The organism is Streptomyces katrae (assembly GCF_000717655.1).
In the GTDB taxonomy this organism is placed as follows: Bacteria; Actinomycetota; Actinomycetes; order Streptomycetales; family Streptomycetaceae; genus Streptomyces; species Streptomyces katrae_B.
Genome location: NZ_JNZY01000036.1, coordinates 19,812 through 41,310 on the forward strand (window position 1 = coordinate 19,812; position 21,499 = coordinate 41,310).

The following is a 21,499-nucleotide window of genomic DNA, read 5'->3' on the forward strand; positions in this document are numbered from 1 at the left end:
GCCGCTACTTCCAGAAGAGGCCCTTGCCGTCGCTCAGGTTGTTGTACGGGTCGCCCCAGTACTCGGCGCCGACCACCTTCGTCTGGGCCGAGGGCGCCAGGGCGATCGCGCAGCTGGTCTGCGTCTGGCCGTTGGTGAAGCCCTTCGGCAGCGACTCGTCCTTGCACTTCTCGAACTTGCCGATGACGGAGACGCCCTGGGCCTCGGAGCCGTCCGGGAGCAGGCCCTTCATGTGGCCCACGGAGGCGTACGAGAGGTCCACGGTGCCGATGTTCTTGACCGAGTAGCGGATGTAGTAGGGGATCATCCCCTTGACCTTGTCGCCCAGCTTGAGCGCGTCCAGGTCGGCCGGCTGGCCCTGCTCGACGGCGGTGACGGTGAGGGCGAGGGTGCCGCCCTTGGTGCTGCCGTAGTTGAACGGCACCTGCGCCGTCTCGCCGATCTTGAAGGTCTGGCCGGGCTTCGCCTGGCCCGCCGCGCCTGCGGGGGCCTGGCCGCCGGTGGAGGGGCTGGCCGGGGTGCTGGGCTGGGCGGACTCCTGCCCGCCCTGGCTGGGCTGGGCGGCGGGCGCGCTCGACTGCGCGGGTGCGACCTCTTCGTTGCCGTTCTTGCAGCCGGTGAGGGTCAGGGTTCCGGCAACCGCCAGACCGATGACGCCCGTTGCTGCTCGCCGCATGGTGTTGGTGCTCACTTTTCTGGTCCCCCATGAGTGTGATCTTTTGACGTGGCATCGTCACGCTCGATGCCTGCGCTGATCTTGATAGTCCAGAAAGGGGCCGGGCTGCCAGCCGAGAAGGGCTTCGTGACGGGCTCAAGACATAAGCGGAACGTAAGCGCGATGGTCGAGACCGGAATGCCGGATTCCATCACTGGATCCGGGTACCGGATGCGGCTGCCGGATTCACGAGCGCAGGCGCAGGCCCCGAGGGGTGGCGTGGAAGCCGGCGGTCTCCAGGGCCGGGCCCAGCGGGGAGGTCAAGGCCGGGGCGGCGTTGATGCGTTCCACCGTGAGCGCCGGGAGTGTGCCGATCCGGGACGCGGCCGCCAGGGCCGCGGTGGCCGCCGCGAGGCGGGGGTCGTCCGCCGGGGGCCAGGCCAGCAGCGTCTTGCCGCCCCGCTCGAGGTACAGCGTGAGTTCGCCGTCGACCAGGACCACCAGCGAGCCCGCCTTGCGGCCCGGCTTGTGGGTGGCCCCGGCCGGGGGCTCCGGCCAGGGCAGGGCCGCCCCGTACGCGTTGGCCGGATCGGCGGCGGCCAGGACCACCGCCGCCAGCGGGGGCGGGTTCCGTTCGGCCGACCGCAGCCGGTCCACCGCACCGTCCATCGCGAACTGGGCCGCGCCCAGACCCTCCACCACGTAGCCGCGGCGGGCCTGGCCGCTGTCCTCGAAGGCGGACAGGACCCGGTACACCGCGCTGAAGCCGCCCTCCACGCCCTCGGCGGCCACCGCGCCCCGCGTGACCACGCCGTGCCGGTCCAGCAGGGTCCGGGCCAGTGCGTGGGCCCGGTGGGTGGGGTCGGGGGCCTGGGAAGGCAGCAGCGACCAGCGGCCGGAGACCGTGGGCGGGCCCGGGCGGGACACCTGCGCGCTGAGCGTCCCGTACCGGCCGCGCGGGATCGTGCGCCGGGCCCGGTGGGCGGTGGCGCCCGCCGTACGGCCCGAGCCGAGCAGGGAACGCAGGGGGGACAGGGTGTCGTTCGTCAGCCGGCCCGACCAGGCCAGGTCCCAGACGGCCTCGGACAGTTCGAGGTCCGTGGCCTCGGACCACTTGGCGCGCACCGATTCCGCCAGCTGGCGGAAGAACAGCCCGTACCCGCCGGACAGGGTGTCCAGGATCGACCGGTGAAGGGGCGTCAGCTCCAGCGGGTGCGGCGGCGGCAACAGCAGCGGGGCCGCGTCCGCCAGGTACAACGAGACCCAGCCGTCCTTGCCCGGGAGGGCCCCGGCGCCCGCCCAGACCACCTCCCCGGTGGTGGTGAGCTCGTCCAGCAGGGCCGGAGAGTACCCCGCGACCCGCGACGGCAGGATCAGCCGCTCCAGCGCCGATGCGGGCACGGGGGCGCCCTGGAGCTGTTCGACGGCCCGGGCCAGGCCGTCGATGCCGCGCAGGGCCCCGCCCAGGTGCTGCCACTGCGGCAGGAAGGTGGCCAGGGAGGTCGGCGGGACCGGCTCCAGCTCCTGGCGCAGCGCCGCCAGGGAGCGGCGGCGCAGCCTGCGCAGCACCGTCGCGTCGCACCACTCCTGGCCGATGCCGGCCGGGTGGAACTCGCCCTGCACCACCCGGCCCGCCGCCGCGAGCCGGTGCAGGGCGCCCTCGGTCACCGCCGCGCCCAGGCCGAAGCGGGCGGCGACGGCGGTCGTGGTGAACGGCCCGTGGGTGCGGGCGTACCGGGCCAGGAGGTCGCCGAGCGGGTCCTTGACCGGCTCGGTGAACGCTTCCGGGACCCCGACCGGGAGCGCCGTGCCCAGCGCGTCGCGCAGCCGGCCCGCGTCCTCGATCGCCGCCCAGTGGTCCGTACCGCCGATCCGGACCAGGATGGCCCGGCGGGCCTCGGCCAACGCCTTCGGCCAGGCCGGGTCGGCGCCCCGCTCGGCCAGTTCGGCCGTGGTCAGCGGGCCGAGCAGGCGCAGCAGGTCGGCGACGGACTCGGCGTCCCTGGCCCGCCGGTCCTCGCCTCGCCACTGGAGCTCCCGCTCCAGCTCCTCCAGTACCTCCGCGTCGAGCAGTTCGCGCAGCTCGGCCTGGCCGAGCAGCTCCGCCAGCAGGCGGGAGTCCAACGAGAGCGCGGCCGCCCTGCGCTCGGCGAGCGGCGAGTCCCCCTCGTACAGGAACTGGGCGACGTACCCGAAGAGCAGCGACCGGGCGAAGGGGGACGGTTCGGGGGTGGTGACCTCGACCAGGCGGACCCGGCGCGCCTCGATGTCCCCCATCAGCTCCGTCAGGCCCGGTACGTCGAACACGTCCTGGAGGCACTCCCGTACGGCTTCCAGCACGATCGGGAACGAGCCGAACTCCGAAGCCACCTGGAGCAGTTGGGAGGCCCGCTGGCGCTGCTGCCACAGCGGGGTGCGCTTGCCGGGACTGCGGCGCGGCAACAGCAGGGCGCGCGCCGCGCACTCGCGGAACCGGGAGGCGAACAGGGCCGAGCCGCCGACCTGGTCGGTGACGATCTGGTTGATCTCGCCGTGGTCGAAGGCGATGTCCGCGGCGCCCAGCGGAGCCTGTTCGTCGTCGAACTCGAAGGCGCGGGAGGCCGCAGGGTCGTGGTCCAGCAGGTCCATGGAGAGCAGGTCCGCGTCGGGTAGCCGGAGCACGATCCCGTCGTCGGCATGCATGACCTGCGCGTCCATGCCGTACTTCTCGGCGAGGCGGGCGCCGAGGGCCAGCGCCCAGGGGGCGTGCACCTGGGCGCCGAACGGGGAGTGGACCACGACCCGCCAGTCGCCGAGCTCGTCGCGGAACCGCTCGACCACGATGGTCCGGTCGTCCGGGACGTGGCCGCAGGCCTCGCGCTGCTCCGCGAGATATGCCAGGACGTTCTCCGCGGCCCAGGCGTCGAGGCCGGCCGCCACCAGCCGCAGCCGGGCGTCCTCCTCGGGCAGGCCGCCGAGCTCGCGCAGGAACGCGCCCACCGCGCGGCCCAGTTCCAGCGGGCGGCCCAGCTGGTCGCCCTTCCAGAACGGCAGCCGCCCGGGGACCCCGGGGGCGGGGGAGACCAGGACCCGGTCGCGGGTGATGTCCTCGATCCGCCAGGAGGTGGTGCCCAGGGTGAACACATCGCCCACGCGGGACTCGTAGACCATCTCCTCGTCGAGCTCGCCGACCCGGCCGCCGCCCTTCTTCGGGTCCGCGCCCGCGAGGAAGACGCCGAACAGCCCGCGGTCGGGGATCGTGCCGCCGGAGGTGACCGCGAGCCGCTGGGCGCCCGGCCGGCCGGTGATGGTCCCCGCCACCCGGTCCCACACCACTCGTGGTCTGAGCTCCGCGAACGCGTCGGACGGGTACCGGCCCGCCAGCATGTCGAGCACCGCGGTGAACGCCGACTCCGGCAGCGCCGCGAACGGCGCCGCCCGCCGCACCAGCGCCAGCAGCTCGTCCAGCTGCCACGTGTCCATCGCGGTCATCGCGACCAGCTGCTGCGCGAGCACGTCCAGCGGGTTGGACGGGATGCGCAGCGACTCGATGGATCCGGTGCGCATCCGCTCCGTGACCACGGCGGCCTGGACCAGGTCCCCGCGGTACTTGGGGAACACGACGCCCGTGGAGACCGCGCCCACCTGGTGCCCGGCCCGGCCCACCCGCTGGAGCCCGGAGGCCACCGAGGGCGGGGACTCCACCTGCACCACCAGGTCCACGGCGCCCATGTCGATGCCCAGTTCCAGGCTGGAGGTGGCGACCACGGCGGGCAGCCGGCCCGCCTTCAGATCCTCCTCCACCAACGCCCGCTGCTCCTTGGAGACCGAGCCGTGGTGCGCCCGCGCCAGCAGTGCCGGGGCGCCCCGGGCGGCCCCCGACTGGGCCATGATCTCGGCCGGCGGCGCTGCCCCCTCGGACAGCTGCTCGCCGGTGGCCCGCTCGTACGCGATCTCGTTCAGCCGGTTGCACAGCCGCTCGGCGAGACGGCGCGAGTTGGCGAACACGATCGTGGAGCGGTGCGCCTGGACCAGGTCCGCGATGCGCTCCTCCACATGCGGCCAGATCGACGGCTTGTCCCCGCCGTCCTTCCCCTCGGAGGCCGGGGAGCCGCCCAACTCGCCCATGTCCTGCACCGGGACGACCACCGACAGGTCGAACTCCTTCGCCGAGGGCGGCTGGACGATCTCGACCTTGCCGCGCGGCGCGAGGTACCGGGCCACCTCGTCCACCGGCCGGACCGTCGCCGACAGCCCGATCCGGCGCGCCGGGCGGGGCAGCAGCTCGTCCAGCCGCTCCAGTGACAGGGCCAGGTGCGCCCCGCGCTTGGTCCCCGCGACCGCGTGCACCTCGTCCAGGATCACCGTCTCGATCCCGGCCAGTGCGTCCCGCGTCGCGGAAGTCAGCATCAGGAACAGCGACTCGGGCGTGGTGATCAGGATGTCCGGCGGCCGCGTGGCCAGCGCCCGCCGCTCCGCCGGCGGGGTGTCCCCCGAGCGGATCCCCACCCGGATCTCCGGCTCGGGCAGACCCAGGCGGACCGACTCCTGGCGGATCCCGGTCAGCGGGCTGCGCAGGTTCCGCTCGACGTCGACCGCGAGGGCCTTCAGCGGGGACACGTACAGCACCCGGCAGCGCTTCTTCGGCTCGGCCGGCGGCGGGGCGGACGCGAGCTGGTCGAGGGCGGCGAGGAAGGCGGCCAGGGTCTTGCCGGAACCGGTCGGCGCCACGACGAGCACGTCGGAGCCCTCACGGATGGCCCGCCAGGCGCCCTCCTGCGCGGAGGTGGGCTGGACGAAGGCCCCCGTGAACCAGGAGCGGGTCGCGGGGGAGAACGAATCGAGCGCAGAGCCGGCCATGCCCCCATCCTGCACCCGGGTACTGACAACGGGCCGGACCTGGGGAAACGGCCGGACCGGGCGGCGTGCCAAACGGGCCGGGGCGCAGAATGGGGGGATGGCGGACGAGGCGGTCGAGCGGGAGTGGGCCCGGCACTGGCAGTACGCGGAACTGCCCGGCCTGGACCTGCTGCGCGCCCACTACGTGCGCCACACCTTCCCGCGCCACGCCCACGACGGCTACGTCATCGCGGCGGTCACCGGCGGCATCGAGGAGGTCGGCCTGCCCGGCGGCATCGTCCGCGCCGGGCCCGGGAGCGTGGTCCTGATCAACCCCGAGGTGCCGCACACCGCACGGGCCGGGGCCCCCGAGGGCTGGGCCTACGCCACCCTGTACCCCTCCCGCGAGCTGATCGCCGAGGTCGCCGCGGAGATCGGCGGCCTGCGCGGGACCCCCGGCTTCACCGCCGACTCCGTCTCCGACCCGCAGACCTCGCACGTGATCACCGAGGTGCACCGGGCCGCCGAGGAGGGCAACGCGCTGGCCGCCGACACGCTGCTGCGCCGTGCGGTGGCGCGGATGCTGACCCGGCACGCCGGGCCGCTGCCCGCCCGTACCGTCCGCAGCGCCGGAGCCGCCGACGCCGCGGCGGCCCGGGCGGTGCTCCAGGAGCGGATGGCGGGGCCGCCTTCGCTGGAACAGCTGGCCGCGGAACTGGGGACCAGCCCGTTCGCCCTGCTGCGGGCCTTCCGAGAGCGGTACGGGATGCCGCCGCACACCTGGCTGACCGACGCCCGGGTCCGGCAGGCCCGCCGGCTCCTGGACGCGGGAACGCCGCCGGCTCAGGCGGCCGTCGCCGTCGGCTTCACCGACCAGCCGCACCTGAACCGGCACTTCACCCGCATCGTCGGCGTCCCGCCGGGCGCATACCGCCGCGAACGCGCGGGCGGCTAGGTCCCCGGGCGGGGACCACCACCTCTACGTGCACCCCGACCAGCGCTTCGGCCCGTTCGGCCACCCGTGGGAGCGCACCCTGTGCGTATGGGGCGCCGGACTGCTCGCCGGGGTCCGGGCGCAGCTGATCGCGCTGCTCGGCGAGCCGGTGCGGCGCCGGGGCCGAGCCGGTCCCCGCCTCCCGCGTGCAAGAACGTACAAGACCCGACCCGCCTGGCCTGCGTACTTTCGCCGGGTGGGAGAACAACGGATGGTGATGGAGGCGACCCCCGAGGGGGTCGCCGGGCGGCCGCGCGGCGCCGTCGTGCGGGACGCGCTCGGTGTCGGGGTAGCCGTCGGGCTGTCGGGGTTCGCGTTCGGGGTGACCGCGGCCGGGGCCGGGATCAGTGCGCTGCAGGCCTGTGTGCTGAGCCTGCTGGTGTTCACCGGAGCCTCGCAGTTCGCGCTGGTCGGCGCACTGGCCGCGGGCGGGAACCCGTTCACCGCGGCCGCCGGTGCCTTCTTCCTCGGTACGCGCAACGCCTTCTACGGGCTGCGGCTTTCGCAGCTGCTCGCCCTGCCCAAGGCGGTGCGGCCCCTCGCCGCCCACTGGGTGATCGACGAGACCACCGCCGTGGCGCTGGCGCAGCCCGACCGCAGGTCGGCGCGGCTCGGGTTCACCGTGACCGGGCTGAGCCTGTACGTCCTGTGGAACCTCACCACCCTGCTCGGTGCCCTCGGCGCCGAAGCCCTCGGCGACACCTCTGCATGGGGGCTGGACGCCGCCGGGCCGGCCGTGTTCCTGGCCCTGCTGGCGCCGATGCTGAAGACCGCCACCGAGCGGGCCGTCGCCGCGCTCGCCGTCGTCCTCGGGCTGGGCCTGCTCCCCGTCCTGCCCGCCGGGCTGCCCGTGCTCGTCGCCGCCCTCGCCGCCCCTGTGATCCTCTGGCTGAAGGGACGCCGCTCGTGAACGTCTGGCTCGCCATCGGACTCACCGTCGTCGGCTGCTACGCCGTCAAGCTCGCCGGGCTGCTCGTACCCGCCGGGGCACTGGAGCGGCCGCTCGTGCGCCGGCTCGCCGCGCTGCTGCCGGTCGCGCTGCTCGCCGCGCTCACCGCCCAACAGACCTTCGGCACCGGGCACGAGCTCGTGCTCGACGCCCGCGCCGCCGGGCTGGCCGCCGCCGGGCTCGCGCTGCTGCTGCGGGCCCCGTTCCTGTTCGTGGTCGGCGCCGCGGTGGTCGTCACCGCCGGGGTCCGTGCCCTGGGAGGCTAGCTCCCGCCCGGGGGGTCGCCGGCCAGGGGCCGGCCGTACGCGCGCAGGGTCAGCAGGGCCTCCAGGGTGGCGATCGGGCGGCGTTCCAGCGAGCTGCCGGGGGCCCACGCGAGGCGGCGCACCGGCCAGCCGCCGTCCGGCTGCTGCGCGGCGGCGAGGAAGTCCAGCGAACGCCTCAGTTCCTCGTCGGTGAACCAGCCGCGCGCCAGCGACTCCGGCCGCCGGGCGAGGTCGTGCGGGAACAGCTGCTCGCCCGGCGCGTGACCGGGGTACGGCGGGTACTCCCGGCGCCGGCGCGGATCGAGCACGACGATCCGCTGCTCGCGCACGAGCCGCCCCAGCCGGTCCGCGGCCGCCACGGCCCGCGCCCGGTCGGGGGCGCCGTCGAGGAAGGCCACCGCGCTCTGGATCTCGTACGGGTCCGCCCGGCGCAGGGTCTCGACCCGCTCCCAGCAGAAGTCCGTGGCCCGGAACAGCCAGGCGTGCCAGATCCGGTTGCGGTGCAGTACGCCGACCACCGGCCCCGTGGTCAGCAGCTCGCCCGGCGGATCGTCGTACACCCGGTGGTACGGGGCTCCGGGGTGGCCGCGCGGGGCCGCGCGGAGCACCGGGAGCGCGCCGTCCGCGGTGGAGACCTGGGTGAGGTGGCGGCAGAGCCGCTCGATCCGCTGCCCGGCGCAGCGGCCCAGGCTGTCCAGGACGCGCAGGGCGTGCGCGGTGTGCAGCGGCTGGCTGAGCGGACCGCGCAGATCCGGATCGAGGGCGTGGCCGTAGCCGCCGTCGGCGTTGAGGTACGAGCCGAGCGCGGTGTCCACCGCGTCGGGGTCCCCGCCGAGGAAGTGGAACGCGAACCGCCGCTGCTCCAGGACGCGGGCCGTGAGCCAGATGAACTGCTCGGCACGGGCCAGCGGGGTCGGTGGGGTGGGTGGGGCCAGCGAGGAAGCTTCGTCTCCAGGCATGCGTGAAACCGTAGGGCGCGGCGGCGCGGGGACGGGGGCCGAACAGCGCCGGTGCACTCTCCCGGGGCGGGATACTGGGGGCATGCGGTTGACGATTTTCTGGGAGCGGATGGCCGAGCACTTCGGTGCGGGCTACGCGGACTCCTTCGCACGGGACCACGTCATGACGGAGCTGGGCGGACGCACCGTCCACCAGGCGCTGGAGGCGGGCTGGGAGGCCAAGGACGTGTGGCGTGCCGTGTGTGCGGCGATGGACGTTCCCGCTTCGCTGCGCTGACGCCGACGGCCGTTTCCCCGTCCGCGCGGCGGGTGGGACAGACTGGGGCGCGTGGCAGCCACCGATGAGACGACCGTGACGACGACCGGCACCGCCGACACCACCGGGTCGGCAGGTACCGCCGAGGCGGCGACCGGCCCGACCGGGCCCGCCCCCGCCGGTCCCGCAGGGCCTCCCGGCGGCGGCGCCACCGCCCAGGCGGCGCCGGGGGCCCGGATGCCGCGCTGGCTGCCGCGCGCCGTCGTCCTCGTCCTGGCCCTCATCGCCTGCTTCCAGCTCGGCAGCTGGGCCTTCCACCAGCTGACCGGGCTGCTCATCAACATCCTGATCGCGTTCTTCCTCGCGCTCGCGATCGAACCCGCCGTGGCCCGGATGTCGGCCCGCGGCATGCGCCGCGGGCTCGCCACCTTCCTGGTGTTCCTCGGGGTGTTCGTCGCGGCCGTCGGCTTCGTCGTCCTGCTCGGCTCGATGCTCGCCGGGCAGATCGTCGCGATGGTGCAGGGCTTCCCGGGCTATCTCGACTCGGTGATCGGCTCGATCAACACCACCTTCCACACCAAGCTGTCCCGGCTCGCGATCCAGGACAGCCTGCTGCACTCGGACTGGCTCCAGAAGTACGTACAGAACAGCGCGACCGGCGTGCTCGACGTGTCCGCCACCGTGCTCGGCGGACTCTTCAGGCTGCTGACGGTCGGCCTCTTCTCCTTCTACTTCGCCGCCGACGGGCCGCGGCTGCGGCGCGCGCTGTGCTCCGTACTGCCCCCTGCGAAGCAGTCGGAGGTGTTGCGCGCCTGGGAGATCGCGGTCGCCAAGACCGGCGGCTACCTCTACTCGCGCGGACTGATGGCCCTGGTCTCAGGCATCGCGCACTACGTCGTGTTCGCGGTCCTCGACGTGCCGTACGCGCCCGCGCTCGCGGTGTGGGTGGGGCTGGTCTCCCAGTTCATCCCCACCATCGGCACCTACCTGGCGGGCGCGCTGCCGATGCTGATCGCCTTCCCGGACTCGCCCTGGAACGCGCTGTACGTCCTCGGATTCGTGGTGGTCTACCAGCAGTTCGAGAACTACGTGCTCCAGCCGAAGCTGACCTCGAAGACGGTCGACATCCACCCGGCGGTGGCCTTCGGGTCGGTCATCGCGGGCACGGCCCTGCTGGGCGCGGTCGGGGCGCTGATCGCGATCCCGGCCGTCGCCACGCTGCAGGCCTTCCTCGGCGCGTACGTGAAGAGGTACGAGGTGACGGAAGGGGCGGCGGGGGCGGGCGGGACCGCCGGGGCTGCCGGTGATCCCGCTACTTCTTCTCCTCGGCCGCGGCGACGAAGGCTGCCAGGGCCTCGCTGACGGTCGCCTCGACGGCGGCCTTGTCCACGCCGAGGCCGCTGAAGACGCCCTCGCCGTTCTCGAGTTCGAGGAGCGCGAGCAGGATGTGCTCGGTGCCGACGTAGTTGTGGCCGAGGCGCAGGGCCTCGCGGAAGGTGAGCTCCAGGGCCTTCTTGGCGGACGCGTCGAAGGGGACGAGGGCGGGAAGCTCTTCGGTGGCGGCCGGGGGCAGGGCGGCGGTCGCGGCGGCGCGTACGTCGTCCGCCGAGACCTGCTGGGCGCGCAGGGCGAGCGCGGCGAGGCCCTCCGGCTCGGCGAGCAGGCCGAGGACGAGGTGCTCGGTGCGGATCTCGCAGTGGCCGGCGGCGCGCGCCTCGTTCTGCGCGGTGACGACGACGTTGCGGGCGCGGGGGGTGAAGCGGCCGAAGCCCTGGCTGGGGTCGATGCCGCCCTCGCCCTCCTTGTCGGCCTTGGGGACGAAGCGCTTCTGGGCGGCCTGGCGGGTGACGCCCATGCTGCGGCCGATGTCGGTCCAGGAGGCGCCGGAGCGGCGGGCCTGGTCCACGAAGTGGCCGATGAGGTGGTCCGCGACGTCACCGAGGGACTCGGCGACGACGACGGCGCCGCTGAGCTGCTCCAGGGTGTCGGTGTGGACCTTTTTGATGGCCTCGATCAGGTCGTCGAGGCGTACCGGATTGGTCATGCGAACGGGTTCCACTGAAGGGTTCGTCATGGGTGCAACCGTAGGTTGACAGTCCAGGGGTGTCAACCCTGGGTTGTCAGTCGGTGGGCCCGGGTCAACCCGGGGCGCCGTGGGGCGGTGCGGGGGAGGGCGGGAGTGCGGGCACGAGGCGGGCCAGGGTGGCGGGGGCGCGGGAGACGCCCTGGCGGGCCACCTCGACGAGCGTGGACCGGGCCTCTGCAGGGGCCGGGGCGTCGGCCCCCGGCCAGGGGATCCGCGGCGACCGCGTCCCGCCCCCGGAGACCTCGTCGCAGCGGCGGCCGCCCGCCGCGGTGGCGCGGTCCGGCACGGGCCCGGCGCACAGGGTGGTGAGCCCCACCGCCGCGCCGAGCGCGGCGAACGCGAGGAACGGCCCCAGGCCGCCGCCCTCCCCGGTGGCGGAGTCGACGGCGCAGGCCGCGGCCGTGGCCAGGACCGCGAGCGCCAGCAGCACCTGCTGCCGGCCTGGGTGCGCGCGGCCCGCTCGCGCCGCCCGGGGCCGACGGTCAGGCCCCGCGCAGCCGGGCCCTTCGCGACCGCGGCGTTGGCGGGGAGGCGGCGACGGGCTTCCCGAGCCGGTCCGCGTGCGGCGCCGGAGAGCCTGCTGCCCGGCGGAGGGCCTCCGCCTGGACCGGGGTCGGCCGGCGGGGGGTGCCGCCTCCGTACGCCGGCCCCCGGGCGGCCGTCGGCGCCACCCGGCCGCATCCCGGCCAGGTGCAGCGTGGTGAGCGCCACTTCGGCAACGCACTGCCGGCCGCCGTCCAGGTATGCGGCTTCGTACGGGCCGAGCACCCCGGTGTCCGCCCGGTCCGCGGGGCCGGATCCGCGCTGCAGCAGGACGCGGGCGAGGGTCACGCCGGGCAGTGGCACGGCCGAAACCCGGGAAGATGTAGACCCACACCGTCGCCCCCGGCTTCGTGTCCCGTCTCCGTTCCGCCCGAGTGTGGGCCTGCCCGGGGGCCGGGGCAATGCGTCGGACCGGACCCGTCCGGCCGCGGGCCGGACGGCCTCGCGGGGTGGCCCGCTCCGGGTGGGACGTGGCGCGCTTGACAGGGAAATCGAACATCCATTCTGATGAGTTATCCACAGCCGAAACGGACGTGGGAGCGCATTGTCAGTGGCAGGCGTTAGCGTCAATGGCGTGAAGCGATCGACTCAAGCAAACCGGGTGGAACCCATGGCAGGCACCGACCGCGAGAAGGCTCTCGACGCCGCGCTCGCACAGATTGAACGGCAATTCGGCAAGGGTGCGGTCATGCGCCTCGGCGACAAGCCGAACGACCCCATCGAGGTCATCCCGACCGGGTCGACCGCGCTGGACATCGCCCTCGGCGTCGGCGGGCTGCCCCGCGGCCGCGTGATCGAGGTGTACGGCCCGGAGTCCTCCGGTAAGACGACCCTGACCCTGCACGCCGTGGCCAACGCACAGAAGGCCGGCGGCACCGTCGCCTTCGTGGACGCCGAGCACGCGCTCGACCCCGAGTACGCGAAGGCCCTCGGCGTCGACACCGACAACCTCATCCTGTCGCAGCCGGACACCGGCGAGCAGGCGCTGGAGATCGTGGACATGCTCGTCCGCTCCGGTGCCCTCGACCTGATCGTCATCGACTCCGTGGCGGCCCTGGTGCCGCGCGCCGAGATCGAGGGCGAGATGGGCGACTCGCACGTGGGTCTCCAGGCCCGTCTGATGAGCCAGGCGCTCCGGAAGATCACCGGTGCGCTCAACCAGTCCAAGACCACCGCGATCTTCATCAACCAGCTCCGCGAGAAGATCGGTGTGATGTTCGGCTCGCCGGAGACCACCACCGGTGGCCGCGCGCTGAAGTTCTACGCCTCCGTGCGCCTCGACATCCGCCGTATCGAGACCCTGAAGGACGGCACCGACGCGGTCGGCAACCGCACCCGCGTCAAGGTCGTCAAGAACAAGGTCGCGCCGCCGTTCAAGCAGGCCGAGTTCGACATCCTCTACGGCCAGGGCATCAGCCGCGAGGGCGGCCTGATCGACATGGGCGTGGAGCACGGCTTCGTGCGCAAGGCCGGCGCCTGGTACACGTACGAGGGCGACCAGCTCGGCCAGGGCAAGGAGAACGCCCGCAACTTCCTGAAGGACAACCCCGACCTCGCCAACGAGATCGAGCGGAAGATCAAGGAGAAGCTGGGCGTGGGCGTGCGCAAGGACGCCGCCGCCGACGAGGCGGCCGCCGGTGCGCCTGCCGAGGCCGCGGCCGTGCCCGCTCCCGCATCGAAGGCCAAGGCGACGGCCAAGGCCGCCGTCGCCAAGAGCTGACCCGTGCGGGAGCAGGAAAGGGGCGGCGGGAACGGCGGCCGGGAGGGCCGTCGCGAAGGCAGCCGCGAACGCGGCCGTGAGGGGCGTCGCGACGGACGCGCCGAAGGCCGTGGCGAAGGCCGCCAGGAGCTGCCGCCCCAGAGTCCCGAGGAGCAGGCGCGGGCGATCTGTCTGCGCCTGCTCACCGGGATGCCGCGCACCCGGCGCCAGCTCGCGGACGCCCTCGAGAAACGGGGCATCCCCGAGGAGGTGTCGCAGGCGGTCCTCTCCCGGTTCGAGGAGGTCGGCCTGATCGACGACGCCGCCTTCGCCGGGGCCTGGGTCGAGTCCCGGCACCGCGGCCGTGGCCTCGCCCGCCGGGCGCTCGCCCAGGAGCTGCGCACGAAGGGGGTGCACGCCACCCTCGTCCAGGAGGCCCTGGAACAGCTGGACTCCGACCAGGAGGAGCAGACCGCCCGGGAGCTCGTGGAGCGCAAGCTCCGCGCCACCCGGGGCCTGGAGCGGGACAAGCGGATCCGGCGGCTCGCCGGGATGCTCGCCCGCAAGGGGTACCCGGAGGGCATGGCCCTGCGGGTGGTCCGGCGCGCGCTGGAGGAAGAGGGCGACGGTGCGGACGCGGACGACCTGGGGTACCCCGGGTTCTGAGCTGCGCGGCAGGACCCGGGGGTGGGGATAGCCCCCGGGTGCAGACGCCAGGGTGCTTCACTGCCAACCACCAAGCGCGGCGGCAGAGTTGCCCGCATGATGCTGCGTTACGCCCTCCAGACCGTCAGGGACCGCAAGGCCGGTTTCCTCGGCGCCTTCACCGCACTGCTCTGTGCGGCCGCCCTCGTCACCGCCTGCGGCACGCTCCTGGAAACGGGACTCCGTGGAAGGATCGCCGCCGAGCGCTACGCGGCCGCTCCGATCGTCGTCTCCGCGGACCAGAACGTCCACCAGACCACGGTCAAGGAGAAGAAGGGCAAGGCCAAGACGAAGCACAAGGCCAAGCCCGTCGCCGAGCGGGCCTGGCTCCCCGCCGCCACGGTGGACGCGGTCCGGTCCGTGCCGGGCGTCGAGCGGGCCGTACCGGAGCTCAGCTTCCAGGCCGTCCCGCTGGTCGAGGCCCCCGGCGGCGCGAAGCCCTCGTACGGGCACGCCTGGACGTCGGCCGCGCTCACCCCCTTCACGCTCACCGAGGGCCGCGCCCCCCAAGGCGGCGGCGAGGTCGTCGTCGACCGTGAACTGGCCGCCCGCGCAGGACTGAGGACCGGCGCCCCGCTCACCGTGCAGGCCACCGGCGAGCCGAAGACGTACACCGTCAGCGGGATCGCGCAGACCGCCCGGGGCGGTCTCGCCCGGCAGAACGCGCTGTTCTTCGGCGACGCCGAGGCGCAGCGGCTGGCCGCCCGCGACGGACAGGTCACCGCCATCGGCGTACTGCCGGCACCCGGGAAGGACCCCGGCGAACTGGCGGGGCGCATCCGGCAGGCCCTGGGGGGCACTGGCGCGCAGGTCGCCGTGGGCGACGCACGCGGGCCGGTGGAGTTCCTCGACGCGGCCGGCGCACGCATCAAGCTGGTCTCCATGGGCGGGGCCATGGGCGGCACCTCGCTGCTCGTCGCGATCCTCGTCGTCGTCGGCACCTTCGCCCTCTCCGTCCAGCAGCGGTACCGCGAACTCGCCCTGCTGCGCGCCATCGCCGCCACGCCCAAGCAACTGCGCCGCATGATCGGCCGCGAGGCCCTGGTCGTGGGCCTGGCCGCCGGTGTGGCGGGGGCGCTCGCCGGGCTCCCGCTCGCCGCCTGGCTGCACGGCCGGTTCATCGAGAGCGGGGTCGTCCCCGCCAACCTGGAGCGCACCGCCGGGATCTTCCCGATGTTCGCCGCCGTCGGCGCGAGCCTGCTCGGCGCCTGGGCCGCGGCCAGGATCACCGGGCGGCGGATCGCCCGGATCCGTCCGGCCGAGGCGCTCGCCGAAGCCGCCCTCGAGCGGGGCCGGCCCGCGTGGCTCCGGATCGCGACCGGGATGCTGCTGCTCGCCGGCGGTGTGGTGCTGGTCGCCGTACTGAGTGGGCTGCGCACCGAGCCGGCGTCGACCCCGGTGACCTTCCTGGCCGTCGTGGTGCTCGCCGGGGCGGTCTCGCTGCTCGGCCCGCTGCTGGTCCGGGGCGCGACCGCGCTGCTCGCAGGGCCGCTGCGGCTGGCCGGCGCGGGCGGGCACCTGGCCACCGCGAACCTGCGCGGCAACGCCACCCGGATGGCCTCCGCCGTCACCCCGCTCGCCCTGCTGATCGGCATGACCTGCACCGTCCTGTTCATCACGCCGACCCTGGGCAACGCCGCCCGGGCGCAGGCCCGGGACGGGGTCCGGGCCGGCTGGGTGCTGGCCGCGCAGGGGCCCGGTGTCACCGGCGCTGCCGCGGAGCGGATCCGCCGGACCCCGGGGGTCACGGCTGCCACCGAGGTCGTGCACACGTCCGTACGGGTGGGGCTGACGAGGTACGGCGCGCAGGGGGTGACCCCGGCCGGGCTGACCCGGACCTGGGACCCCGGTGTGACGAGCGGGAGCCTGGACGGCTTCGGCGAGAAGAGCGTGGCGGTGAGCGAACTGGCGGCCGATCAACTGGGGCTGAGGCCGGGGAGCCCGCTGAAGCTGGCGCTGGGCGACGGGACCCCGGTCACCCTGACCGTCTCGGCCGTGTACGCGCGGGGGCTGGGCTTCGGGGACATGACCCTGCCGCACGACCTGGTCGCGGCGCACATGGACGACCCCCTGGCGAGCAGCGTGCTGGTTGCGGCGGAGCCGGGGACCGGGCGGGAGCAGCTGGCCGCGGCGGTACGGGAGTTCCCGGGGGTCGGAGTGCTGTCGGCGCGCGATGCGGACGAGGTACGGGCGGAGCGGCAGCAGGCCGGCGCCGAGATCAACCTGCTGGCGATGGGGCTCGTGCTGGCGTTCACCGCGATCGCCGTGGTCAACACGCTGGCGATGTCCACGGCGGAGCGGTTCCGGGAGTTCGCGATGCTGAGGCTGGCGGGGGCGAAGCGGCGTCAGGTGCTGCGGATGCTGCGGACGGAGGCGCTGGCGGTGCTGCTGATCGGGGCGGTGCTGGGGTCGGGGATCTCGCTGGCCGTACTGACCGCGTTCAGCGTGGGCATGACGGGGGCGGCTGCGCCGGCGGTGCTGCCGGTGGTGTACGTGGGGGTGCTGGGGGTGGCGGGGCTGTTGGCCCTCGCGGCCACCGCCCTGCCGGGCCGGGTGGCGTTGCGGATCCCTCCGGTGGAGGTGGCCACCTCGCGGTAGCGGCCGCCGCATGCGGGCCCGCTGTTCGCCGGTCGCCGTCCGCCGCTCGCCGCCCGCCGGCCCGGGGCCGCACCGCTTCGGTGGTGCCGGCCCCGGGCCGGGGGTGTGGGCGGGGCCTGCGGCGCCGGTCCCCTACCCGCCCTTCCACCGTTCCCCGGGCTCCGCCCGGACCCGGTTCTCAAGCGTCGGACGGGCTGGGAGACGTGGGCGTTGCCCGGACGTTGTCCTCAAGCGCCGGACGGGCTGGGAGACCTGGGCTCCCCCCGGGTTCCGGTTCTCAAGTGCCAGACGGGCTGGAGACCCGGGCTCCGCCCGGGCCCGGTTCTCAAGCGCCGGACGGGCTGGGAGACGTGGGCTTCGCCCGGACGTTGTCCTCAAGCGCCGGACGGGCTGGAAGGGTCGGGGTCCCCCCGGAGGGCCGGGGCGGGGCCCGGACCGGGCTTCAGGCTACTGGGAGGCCTGCGGCCTTCCAGGCCTGGAAGCCGCCGGTCAGGTCCGTGGCGCGATGGAGGCCCAGGGTGTGGAGGGAGGCTGCTGCCAGGGAGGAGGCGTAGCCCTCGTTGCAGATCACCACCACCCGGAGGTCGTGCGAGGTGGCCTCGGGGGCGCGGTGCGAGCCCTGGGGGTCCAGGCGCCACTCCAGCTCGTTGCGCTCGACCACCAGCGCACCCGGGATCAGGCCGTCGCGCTCGCGCAGCGCCTGGTAGCGGATGTCCACCAGGAGCGCGTCGCCGGCCCGGAACGCGGCGTACGCCTGCGCCGGCTCGATGCGGGCATAGGCCGAACGGACCCGTTCCAGCAGGGCGTCGATGCCGACCGGGGCGCTCACTGCCAGTCCGCCGGGCGCTCGACCTGCTCCAGCGTCAGCACCTGGCCGGTGCGGCTGTAGCGGCGGATCAGGGGCAGCGGCGGGTAGTACGCGTGCACCGAGACGGCGTGCTCCGCCCCGGACTCGTTGAGCACCTCGTGGACGTGGTGCTCGCCGAAGGCCCGGCCCGTCCCGGCGCCCAGGCTGCGGCTGCGGTCCAGGTCGGCGGCGAGTTCCAGGCTCCGCCAGCCCTCCGAGGGCAGCCGGACCGCCAGGGAGTGTTCCCGGAGGCGGCCCCGGGCGGTGGCGAACGCGCCCCGTGATTCGGCGTGGTCGTGCCAGCCGGTGCCGGTGCCCGGCGGCCAGCCGATCACCCAGGCCTCGCTGCCGCCCGGCCCGTCGAGGCGGATCCAGGTGCGGCCCTCGGGGTCGAGGGGAAGGGAGTCGATGACCGCCGGGTCGGCGGCGGTACGCAGGGCGAAGTCGAGGAGTTCCGCAGCCGTCACCGCATGGGCGCGTGCGGGGGCGTGCGGAGGTGAGAGGGGCGCAGAGGGTGCACTGGGTGCAAGGGGCGCAGACATGGGGGCGTGACCGTCCTGGGGGTTCGCGAAAGTGCGCGCGGAGCGCGGAGGGATCGGCGAATCAGCAGGAAGGGCGACACACGCAGCCCGCGTAGCGGAGCAGGTCCATATGGACCCTCCGCCACAGGCGTACGTCGTTGCCGGTCATGTCGGCGAGTGAAGCATGCGGACCGGAGACCGGTCAATCGATCACGGCCGGATGAGTCGAAGACGACTCGAGCGGGGCGGGCGCCCCCAGCCGGACGGTGTCCGCCGCCTCGTACAGCTCGGCGGGCCGCACGCCCGCGAACGTCGCCGCCAGGTGTCCGTCCGGCCGTACCAGCAGGACGGTGTGCGCCGGCGCCCCCGGGTACCCGTCCGCGACCAGCAGTTCGGTACGGACCGGGAGGGCACTCACCGCCGCCGCGAGCCGGGGCATCAGCCCGGCGCCCAGCCAGTGCCGCCGGTCCCAGACCCCGGTCCCCGGGGCCACCAGCACCACCAGCAGGCGGCCCCGCCCCAGCAGGTCGCGCAGCGGCACGGTCGCCCCGTCGGGCGCGGTGACGGGAACGTTGGCCACCTGACCGCCCGGCTCCGTGCCGGTGGGCACCTCGCGCACGGCCACCGGCGGGGCGTACGTCGGTGCCGCGCCCAGCGGCCCGCGCCCCAAGTGGCCGTCGGTCAGCAGCAGCTCGCCGGAGCGGGTGGCGCCCGGCAGGTACGTGCGCAGCCCGCCGCCCCCGCGCAGTACGGGCATCGCCTGGTCGGCGGCGCGCAGCCGGGCCGCGACGGCGGTGCGGCGCTCGCCCTCGTAGCTGTCGAGCAGGGCCTCGGAGGCGCCCTGGTGCCAGGCCACGCTCAGCTTCCAGGCGAGGTTCTCGGCGTCCCGCAGCCCCTCGTCGACCCCCTGCGTGCCGAGCGCGCCCAGCAGGTGCGCGGCGTCCCCGGCGAGGAAGGCGCGGCGGTCGCGCCAGCGCCGGGCGAGCCGGTGGTGCAGCGTGTGCACCCCGGTGTCGAGGAGGTCGTACGGCGGAGTGGCGCCCCCGCACCAGACGGCCAGGGTGTCCCGGATCAGGGTGACGAGCGCGTCGGGCGTGACCAGTTCCCCGCGGGCCGGGAGCAGCCAGTCCAGCCGCCACACCCCGTCGGGCAGCGGCCGGGCGCTGACCTCGGGCACGCCGGGCGACGGGGCGCGGTGCAGCAGGGCCTCGCCGGGCCAGGGGAGTTCGGTGCGCAGCGCGGCCACGGCGTGCCGTTCGACGGCGGTGCGGCCGGGGAAGCGGATGCCGAGCAGCTTGCGCACGGTGGAGCGGGCTCCGTCGCAGCCGACCAGGTAACTCCCGCGCCACCACGTGGTCTCGGCGCCCCGGGTGTGCGCGGTGACCCCGCGGTCGTCTTGCTCGAGGGAGTCCAGTTTGCTGTCGGTGACCAGCTGGACCAGCGGATGTGCGGCCGCGGCGTCGCGCAGCCCGCGCGTGAGGGCGTGCTGCGGCAGGTGCAGGGGGGCCTGGCGGTCCTCGAAGGTGATGCGCCGGGGGTCGTCGGTGCGGCTGCGCCGCATGGTGCGCCAGGCGGCGAAGAGCGCGCCCTCGTCGCGCAGCGTCGTACAGCCCAGCCGGTGGACCATGGCCGAGGTGTCCTCGTGCAGCACGACGGTACGGGCGGGTCGGGGCAGGTCCTTGCCGGGTCCCTCGTCGAGCACGACGCTGGGCACGCCCGAGCCGGCCAGGGCCAGGGACAGGGACAGTCCGACGGGCCCCGCGCCGACGACGATCACCGGGTCCATGGTGCGGCTCCCGATGTCCGGTATGTGATCACAGAAGTATGCAACCCACTGGAGGTGCCTGCGTCAAGTGACGCCGGTCCGGGCAACGCCGTGTGGTGCGGCGGATGAGTTCCGCCGCACCACAGGTGTCACGCCAGTGTACTGACCGGGCGTCAGGCTCCCGCGTCAGGGGAGCCGTGTCCGCCGGGCTTCGGGCCGGGGCTCAGGGGGCCTCGCCCACGCCGGCCGCGCCGCCGGCGTCGACCTCGGCCACGTCCCCGGCGACGACCGCGCCGGTGCCCTTCTTCGACTTCCGCAGCCGGCCTTCGATCCAGGAGGCGAAGGTGGTGAGCATGAAGTTCACTGCGATGTAGATCAGGGCGATCACGACCATGGTCGCGATGGTGTTGCTGTAGTTGGCGGAGATCTGCCGGTTCATCGACATCAGGTCGGCGAAGCCCAGGGCCGCGCCGCCGAGTGCCGTGTCCTTGAGGATCACCACGAGCTGGCTCACCAGAGCGGGCAGCATCGCCGTGACAGCCTGCGGGACCAGGACGTTCGTCATGATCTGGCCCTTGCGCATGCCGATGGCCTTGGCCGCATCGGTCTGGCCTCGGGGCAGCGTCAGGATGCCGGCCCGGACGATCTCGGCGATGACCGAGGCGTTGTACAGGACCAGGCCGGTGACCACCGCGTACAGCGGCCGGAGATCGGAGCTGACGGTCCCGAGCATCACGTACAGGGCGGAGCTGAAGAACATCAGCATCAGGACCGGGATGGCGCGGAAGAACTCCACGACCGTGCCGACCGGGACGCGGATCCACGCGTGGTCGGAGAGTCGCGCGATGCCGAGGAGCGCGCCCAGGGGCAGCGCGATCACCATGGCGATCAGACCGGCCTTGAGGGTCTCACCGAGGCCGGGCAGCAGATACGTCGTCCAGACCTGGCTGTCGGTGACGAACGGGGACCACTTGTCGGCGTCGAGCTGGTTCTTCTCGGCCATGAGGGACAGCGCCCACCACAGGACCAGAGCGAGAACCACCAGGAAGATGCCGGTGTAGACCCAGTTGCGGGCCTTGGCCTTGGGGCCGGGGGTGTCATACAGAACGGAGCTCATCGCTTCACCGCCACTCGCTTGGCCACCCAGCCCAGCAGCAGGCCGGTGGGCAGGGTCAGCAGGACGAAGCCGAGAGCGAAGACGGCGAAGACAGCGAAGATCGCGTCCGACTCGTTCTCCAGCATTTCCTTCATCAGCAGGGCCGCCTCGGCAACGCCGATGGTCGCTGCCACCGTGGTGTTCTTGGTGAGGGCGATCAGTACGTTGGTGAGCGGCGCGATGACCGCGCGGAAGGCCTGGGGCAGCACGATCAGGGTGAGCACCTGGAAGAAGCTCATACCCAGCGCGCGGGCGGCCTCGGCCTGTCCCACGGGAACGGTGTTGATGCCCGAGCGGATCGCTTCGCAGACGAAGGTGCCGGTGTAGGCGATCAGGCCCAGGACCGCGAGGCGGAACCCGGTCTCCTTGAAGGTCCCGCCGCCGAGCGAGATGCCCAGCGTCTGGTTGAGGCCCAGCGAGCAGCCGAGGATCAGCAGGGTCAGCGGGGTGTTGCGCACGGTGTTGACGTACGCGGTGCCGAAGGACCGCATCAGCGGTACGGGGCTGACCCGCATCCCGGCCAGCATCGTGCCCCAGATCAGGGATCCGACTGCTGAGTAGAGGGTGAGCTGAACCGTCACCCAGAAGGCCCCGAGCACGTCGTACTGCCCGGAATTTAGAAAGTCGAACACGTTGCCCTGCGCTCTCCCCAGGATGGACCGGTGAGGTGTGCCGCCGCCCC

Annotated in this window: 19 protein-coding genes; 8 read left to right on the forward strand and 11 right to left on the reverse strand. The window is 74.0% G+C overall.

Annotation, left to right across the window (positions count from 1 at the left end; genetic code table 11):
- Positions 1-4: 4 nt before the first annotated feature.
- Together IF09_RS0131360 and IF09_RS0131365 are read right to left on the reverse strand one after the other, a co-directional pair.
- The gene (locus IF09_RS0131360) at positions 5-691 is read right to left on the reverse strand and encodes a hypothetical protein (protein WP_051833177.1); all 687 of its coding nucleotides are present in this window, start codon (positions 689-691) and stop codon (positions 5-7) included.
- 210 nt (positions 692-901) lie between these two features.
- Positions 902-5,494: an ATP-dependent helicase gene (locus IF09_RS0131365; RefSeq protein ID WP_030301511.1), complete on the reverse strand. Its 4,593-nt coding sequence runs from the start codon at positions 5,492-5,494 to the stop codon at positions 902-904.
- A gap of 97 nt (positions 5,495-5,591) precedes the next feature.
- Here IF09_RS0131365 and IF09_RS0131370 point away from each other — a divergent pair, with 97 nt between their 5' ends.
- The 3 genes from IF09_RS0131370 to IF09_RS0131380 all read left to right on the forward strand — a co-directional run bounded on the left by IF09_RS0131370 (position 5,592) and on the right by IF09_RS0131380 (position 7,682).
- Positions 5,592-6,428, forward strand: a complete 837-nt coding sequence (locus tag IF09_RS0131370; protein ID WP_030301512.1) for an AraC family transcriptional regulator — start codon at positions 5,592-5,594, stop codon at positions 6,426-6,428.
- 250 nt (positions 6,429-6,678) lie between these two features.
- Entirely contained in the window at positions 6,679-7,377 is a 699-nt protein-coding gene (locus IF09_RS0131375) for an AzlC family ABC transporter permease (protein ID WP_158710093.1), read from the forward strand.
- Complete coding sequence (locus IF09_RS0131380) at positions 7,374-7,682, forward strand: AzlD domain-containing protein (protein ID WP_030301516.1); 309 nt, start codon at positions 7,374-7,376, stop codon at positions 7,680-7,682. Before IF09_RS0131375 ends, IF09_RS0131380 begins: the two co-directional genes overlap by 4 nt.
- Here the strand turns inward: IF09_RS0131380 and IF09_RS0131385 are convergent.
- Complete coding sequence (locus tag IF09_RS0131385) at positions 7,679-8,641, reverse strand: hypothetical protein (protein WP_030301518.1); 963 nt, start codon at positions 8,639-8,641, stop codon at positions 7,679-7,681. The two genes, IF09_RS0131380 and IF09_RS0131385, sit on opposite strands and share 4 nt — an antisense overlap.
- An 82-nt stretch (positions 8,642-8,723) precedes the next feature.
- Here IF09_RS0131385 and IF09_RS0131390 point away from each other — a divergent pair, with 82 nt between their 5' ends.
- Both IF09_RS0131390 and IF09_RS0131395 read left to right on the forward strand, forming a co-directional pair.
- Positions 8,724-8,918, forward strand: a complete 195-nt coding sequence (locus IF09_RS0131390; protein ID WP_030301520.1) for a DUF3046 domain-containing protein — start codon at positions 8,724-8,726, stop codon at positions 8,916-8,918.
- A gap of 216 nt (positions 8,919-9,134) precedes the next feature.
- Complete coding sequence (locus IF09_RS0131395; protein WP_030301521.1) at positions 9,135-10,259, forward strand: AI-2E family transporter; 1,125 nt, start codon at positions 9,135-9,137, stop codon at positions 10,257-10,259.
- Here IF09_RS0131395 and IF09_RS0131400 read toward each other — a convergent pair.
- Together IF09_RS0131400 and IF09_RS0131405 are read right to left on the reverse strand one after the other, a co-directional pair.
- Complete coding sequence (locus tag IF09_RS0131400; protein WP_030301523.1) at positions 10,210-10,971, reverse strand: Clp protease N-terminal domain-containing protein; 762 nt, start codon at positions 10,969-10,971, stop codon at positions 10,210-10,212. The two genes, IF09_RS0131395 and IF09_RS0131400, sit on opposite strands and share 50 nt — an antisense overlap.
- A gap of 64 nt (positions 10,972-11,035) precedes the next feature.
- The gene (locus tag IF09_RS0131405) at positions 11,036-11,413 is read right to left on the reverse strand and encodes a hypothetical protein (RefSeq protein ID WP_030301526.1); all 378 of its coding nucleotides are present in this window, start codon (positions 11,411-11,413) and stop codon (positions 11,036-11,038) included.
- A gap of 723 nt (positions 11,414-12,136) precedes the next feature.
- Between IF09_RS0131405 and recA the strand changes: the two genes are divergently transcribed.
- The 3 genes from recA (at position 12,137) to IF09_RS0131420 (ending at position 16,528) form a co-directional block, all read left to right on the forward strand.
- Positions 12,137-13,246, forward strand: coding sequence for a recombinase RecA (gene recA, locus IF09_RS0131410; RefSeq protein ID WP_030301528.1), 1,110 nt, complete (start codon positions 12,137-12,139; stop codon positions 13,244-13,246).
- A gap of 3 nt (positions 13,247-13,249) precedes the next feature.
- Complete coding sequence (gene recX, locus IF09_RS0131415) at positions 13,250-13,891, forward strand: recombination regulator RecX (RefSeq protein ID WP_037636509.1); 642 nt, start codon at positions 13,250-13,252, stop codon at positions 13,889-13,891.
- A 96-nt stretch (positions 13,892-13,987) separates the two neighbouring features.
- Positions 13,988-16,528, forward strand: coding sequence for an FtsX-like permease family protein (locus tag IF09_RS0131420; RefSeq protein WP_030301530.1), 2,541 nt, complete (start codon positions 13,988-13,990; stop codon positions 16,526-16,528).
- Between the two features lie 442 nt (positions 16,529-16,970).
- On the opposite strand, the gene IF09_RS0131425 is transcribed toward IF09_RS0131420, so the two are convergent.
- From IF09_RS0131425 to IF09_RS0131445, 6 genes are all read right to left on the reverse strand, one after another.
- The gene (locus tag IF09_RS0131425; protein ID WP_030301531.1) at positions 16,971-17,363 is read right to left on the reverse strand and encodes a rhodanese-like domain-containing protein; all 393 of its coding nucleotides are present in this window, start codon (positions 17,361-17,363) and stop codon (positions 16,971-16,973) included.
- Entirely contained in the window at positions 17,354-17,917 is a 564-nt protein-coding gene (locus IF09_RS0131430) for a cysteine dioxygenase (RefSeq protein WP_030301532.1), read from the reverse strand. Before IF09_RS0131430 ends, IF09_RS0131425 begins: the two co-directional genes overlap by 10 nt.
- A 61-nt stretch (positions 17,918-17,978) precedes the next feature.
- Entirely contained in the window at positions 17,979-18,065 is an 87-nt protein-coding gene (locus tag IF09_RS48620) for a putative leader peptide (protein WP_311318651.1), read from the reverse strand.
- 33 nt (positions 18,066-18,098) lie between these two features.
- Positions 18,099-19,682 (reverse strand): FAD-dependent monooxygenase, encoded by a 1,584-nt coding sequence (locus tag IF09_RS0131435; RefSeq protein WP_030301533.1) that lies wholly within the window; start codon positions 19,680-19,682, stop codon positions 18,099-18,101.
- Between the two features lie 202 nt (positions 19,683-19,884).
- The gene (locus IF09_RS0131440) at positions 19,885-20,778 is read right to left on the reverse strand and encodes an amino acid ABC transporter permease (protein WP_030301535.1); all 894 of its coding nucleotides are present in this window, start codon (positions 20,776-20,778) and stop codon (positions 19,885-19,887) included.
- Positions 20,775-21,449, reverse strand: coding sequence for an amino acid ABC transporter permease (locus tag IF09_RS0131445; protein ID WP_030301537.1), 675 nt, complete (start codon positions 21,447-21,449; stop codon positions 20,775-20,777). The genes IF09_RS0131440 and IF09_RS0131445 overlap by 4 nt, the downstream gene beginning before the upstream one ends.
- Positions 21,450-21,499 lie beyond the last annotated feature (50 nt).